The sequence below is a fragment of the Saccharopolyspora sp. genome, from assembly GCF_017434145.1.
In the GTDB taxonomy this organism is placed as follows: Bacteria; Actinomycetota; Actinomycetes; order Mycobacteriales; family Pseudonocardiaceae; genus Saccharopolyspora_C; species Saccharopolyspora_C galaxeae.
This window is the reverse complement of sequence record NZ_JAFRFW010000081.1, coordinates 1-4,276: the sequence shown is the minus strand read 5'-3', so window position 1 is coordinate 4,276 and position 4,276 is coordinate 1. Positions and strand designations below refer to the sequence as shown.

The window sequence follows — 4,276 nt, the reverse complement described above, 5'->3', positions numbered from 1 at the left end:
ATCCGCGGCCCGTCCAGCGCGGGCGGAGCCCACGAGGGGCGCTCGCCTTGCAGCCCGCCGGGCTGCTCGGTCATCGGGTCCTGCCCCGTCACGGGTACTGCGGCGAACCGGCGGCGGCGTGCCCGTAGCCGCCCGCCTGCGGCTGCGGCTGGCCTGCCTGCGAACGGGCCGAGACTTGCGGCAGCGGCACCGTCTGCAGCACCCGGTTGATGATGTGGTCGACCGGCACGCCGTCGGCCAGCGCGTCGTAGGACAGCACCAGCCGGTGCCGGAACACGTCCGGTACCACGTCCACCACATCCTGCGGCAGCACGTAATCCCGCCCGCGCACCAGCGCCAACGCCCGCGACGCCGACACCACGCCGAGGCTGGCGCGCGGCGAAGCCCCGTAGGAGACCCAGCCCGCGATGTCGGACAGCCCGTGATCGTTCGGCTGCCGCGTGGCCAGCACCAGCCGCACCACGTAGTCCACCAGCGCGTGGTGCACGAACACCTGCGCGGCGACCTCCTGCAACCGGGTCAGCGCGGCCGGGTCCAGCACCGGGTTCGGCTCCGGAGAAGCGACGCCCATCCGGTAGACGATCTCGCGTTCCTCCTCCGCGGTCGGGTACTCGACCTGGAGCTTGAACAGGAACCGGTCGCGCTGCGCCTCCGGCAGCGGGTAGACGCCCTCGTTCTCGATCGGGTTCTGGGTGGCCAGCACCAGGAACGGCTGCGGCATCGGGAAGCTCTGCCCACCGATCGAGACGTGCCGCTCCGCCATGACCTCCAGCAGCGCCGACTGCACCTTCGCGGGCGCGCGGTTGATCTCGTCGGCGAGCACGAAGTTGGCCAGCACCGGGCCGAGTTCGACGTCGAACCGCTCGCTGCCCTGCCGGTAGATCCGGGTGCCGAGGATGTCGGCGGGCACCAGATCGGGGGTGAACTGCAACCGGGAGAACGAGCCGCCGACGACGTTGGCGAAGGTCTCCACCGCGAGCGTCTTGGCCACACCGGGCACGCCTTCGAGCAGGATGTGGCCCTTGGCGAGCAGGCCGACCAGCACCCGCTCCACGAGCCGGTCCTGCCCGACGATGATCCGCTTGACCTCGAAGACGGTGCGTTCCAGCAGCTGCGCGTCCCGGGCCGGGGTGTTCACCTGCTCCGCGGGCGTCCCTGCCTCGGTCGCGCCGCCCTCGCCGGCCTCGGTCACTTCGGCACCTTCCGTTCGCGCTTGTCCTCGCACCGGCCGCGCAGCGCACCGGTTCCCCAACCGGCACCGGGAGCCCGGTTTCCGCGTCGCCCGCCGGCCGATCTTGGCACGCGCCCGCCACGTCCGCGCGAGGGGGCGCCGCACCGGCGACCAGTCAACCTCGCAGCCGGTGTGAGCGTTGTGAAGCGCTCCGCGCTCGGTGCGTCGTTGCGGTTTCGTCGGCTCGACATAATTTCACTCGGCACTGAAGTTACAAAGTCATCGAAATGCTGCGCGCGGCTCCGGAAAGGGGTTTGACCTTGACCTCGGGGCAGGGAGCACCGTCGAGGTCATCGGGCAGATCGCCCGCGATGCGGAGGGGAATCGTGCGCAGGTTGAGCATCGGTGCGTTCGCGCAGGAATCGGGTTTGAGCCCGAAAGCGCTGCGGCTCTACGACGACCTGGGCCTGCTGGCCCCGGCCGACGTCGATCCGCGGACCGGCTACCGCTCCTACGACCGCTGCCAGCTCGCCACGGCGAAGCTCATCGTCCGATTGCGCGTGCTGGGGATGCCGCTGGAACGGATCCGGGTGGTGCTGGCCCTGCCGCCGGAAGCCGCCGCGGCGGAGGTCGCTTCGTACTGGCGGCAGGTCGAAGCCGACACTGCGGCCCGCCGCGAAGCAGCCGCATCCCTCATCGACCAACTGTCCAGGAAGGACGCGACCATGACGGACGCAGTGCGGGAACTCGAGGTGCGCGGCGCCGCGAGCACCGACATCGGGCTGGTGCGCGACAGCAACCAGGACGCGGTGCTCGCGGGCGACCGCCTGTTCGCGGTGGCCGATGGTTTCGGCGCGCAGGGCTTGGGCCGTGCCGCGAGCTCGGCCGCGCTCGACGCACTCGAACGGCTCGAGCGGCAAGGCCCTGCCGAAGATCCTCTGGGCTCGCTCAGCGACGCGGTGCGCAATGCGCGCGCTGCGGTGCGCGAGTTCACCAAGTCCGACATCACCGCGCAGGGCGCGGGTACGACCTTAACGGCGATGCTGTGGTCAGGCGTGCGCTTCGCGCTGGCGCACGTCGGGGACTCGCGGGCGTACCTGCTGCGGGGTGCGGAGCTGACCCGGCTCACCCACGACCACAGCTTCGTGCAGTCGCTTGTCGACGAGGGGAAGCTGACCGTGGAAGAGGCCGCGGCACATCCGCAACGTGCGATGTTGCTGCGCGCGTTGGAGCACGAAGGCACGGCGGAACCGGACATGCACCTGCGCGAAGCCCGGGCGGGCGATCGCTACCTGCTCTGCTCGGACGGGCTCACCAGCGTGCTCGACGAGCAGGAGATCTCCCGCGCACTCGGCAGCAACGGCACTTCCCAGCAAGCCGCGGACCGATTGGTCGAGCTGGTGCGTTCGGCGGGGGCGCCAGACAACGTCTCCTGCTCGGTCGTCGACGCGACTGCCCGCGCGTGACGCGGAGCCGAGCAACGTTGAACGGCCCCTCTGCGAGGAATCGCAGTCGGCCAGGCCGCCGTCGCTGTGGGTCTTGCACACCGGTGATCTAGGTGAGGCGGCGGTAGTCGTCCGGGGTGTCCACATCGGATGCTTCGGTGCCGGTGGCGGGCACGCGGGCCGGTTCGAGCTGGGCCAGCAGGTCGCGGACCGGGCGGTTCGCCACTTCCGCCGGCATGTGCTCGCGCAGCGCCTCGGCCCGCCACACCCCCAACAGCCACTGTGGACGATCGTCCGAGTCGATCAGTACCGCGCCCGCATCGCGCACACCCGCGCGCAGCCGGTCGATCGTCGAGGCGGTCAGGCCGGGGTGGTAGGCGGCCACGACGGCCACCAGCCCGACCTCGCGCGGGACTTCTCGCAGACCCGCGTGCACACCGGCCAGCGGTCCGCTGCGCGGAGGATCTTCCCGAGCCCATCGGACCGGCACCGCCACCGGCCGTTCCGGTCCGACGATGACGATCGGCTCGGCTCCGCCCACCGCCGCCAGCGTGCGATCCAGCAACGTGCGGCCGCCGACCCGCAGAGCGAGTTTGTCCACGCCGCCGAGCCGCTTGGCCTCGCCGCCCGCGAGCACCACCGCAGCGAATCCGTTCGTCACGCAGCGATCCTTATCGCACCGGTTCCACCGCCGCCGGGCCGGCCCGGATTCAGAACATGCGCACCGCGTAAGGCGCGATCCCGTCGTAGCGCACAGGCGCGACACGCACCTGCGAGCCGGAGTACGGCGCTTCCACCATCTTGCCGTTGCCCAGGTACAGCGCCACGTGGTGGACGCTGCCGCTGCTGCGCCAGAACAGCATGTCGCCGCGCTGCATCGACGACAGCGGAACCTGCTCGCCCGCCTTGTACTGGTAGCCGCTGTAGTGGTCGAGCTCCACACCGGCCGCGGCGAATGCGTAGACCATCAGGCCCGAGCAGTCGAAGCCGGTCTTGCGGTAGTCGCCGTAGGAGTCGGCCACTCCCCCGTCCCGGATGCCTTGCGTCGGTCCGTCCTCGTCGCCGCCGCCCCATGCGTACGGCATCCCGAGCTGGGACATCGCCCGCTGCACGACGGTCTCGACACCGGCTGGCGCCGCGTCGTCGGAGTCGTCGGAATCATCCGAGCCACCGGAGTCCCCGGTGGGCGCCGGCCGGGACGCCGCCTGCGCGGCCTGTGCGGCCTGCTGGGCTTGCGCCTGCGCCTGCTGCTCGGCCTCGCGGGCGTCGAGCCATTCCTGGTAGCGGTCCTTCTGACCCTCCATGCCCTGCACCGTGGAGCGGGCCTGCCGCAGTTCGGCCTGCGCGCCGTCGCGTTCGGCTGCGAGCCGTTGTGCGCTACCGGCCTGCCCAGCGCGCGCGGCGATGGCGGCGCTCTGCGCGGCTTCGGCCCGGCCGCGCGCGGCGTCGGCCGCAGCGCGCTTGGCCGCGGCATCCTGCAACGCCTGGCGGGCCAGCGAGTCCTTGTTGACCCGCTCGATGCGGGCGCGTTCGAGGTCGTCGAGGACGTCGAGCTGATCGCGGCTGACGATGTCCAGCAGTTCGGCGCGGTTGAGCAGCTCTTCCGGACCGCGCGCGCCCGCGAAGGCGGTCAGCGAGCCGATGCGGCTGCCCTGCCGGT

The 4,276-nt window shown here is 71.4% G+C and carries 4 protein-coding genes; 1 reads left to right on the top strand and 3 read right to left on the bottom strand.

Annotated elements, in window-relative coordinates; all coding sequences use genetic code 11:
* Positions 1-88: 88 nt before the first annotated feature.
* A complete protein-coding gene (locus IJH84_RS02035) occupies positions 89-1,192 on the bottom strand; it encodes a MoxR family ATPase (protein ID WP_200072537.1) in 1,104 nt (367 codons plus the stop codon).
* A 365-nt stretch (positions 1,193-1,557) separates the two neighbouring features.
* On the opposite strand from IJH84_RS02035, the gene IJH84_RS02030 reads away from it, so the two are divergent.
* On the top strand, positions 1,558-2,637 hold the full coding sequence (locus tag IJH84_RS02030) for a MerR family transcriptional regulator (protein ID WP_295139585.1): 1,080 nt from the start codon (positions 1,558-1,560) through the stop codon (positions 2,635-2,637).
* A gap of 88 nt (positions 2,638-2,725) precedes the next feature.
* Here the strand turns inward: IJH84_RS02030 and IJH84_RS02025 are convergent, their stop codons facing one another.
* Together IJH84_RS02025 and IJH84_RS02020 are read right to left on the bottom strand one after the other, a co-directional pair.
* Complete coding sequence (locus IJH84_RS02025; protein ID WP_295139582.1) at positions 2,726-3,277, bottom strand: molybdenum cofactor guanylyltransferase; 552 nt, start codon at positions 3,275-3,277, stop codon at positions 2,726-2,728.
* A gap of 49 nt (positions 3,278-3,326) precedes the next feature.
* A partial coding sequence (locus IJH84_RS02020) for an NlpC/P60 family protein (protein WP_295139580.1) occupies positions 3,327-4,276 on the bottom strand: 950 nt, incomplete at its 5' end.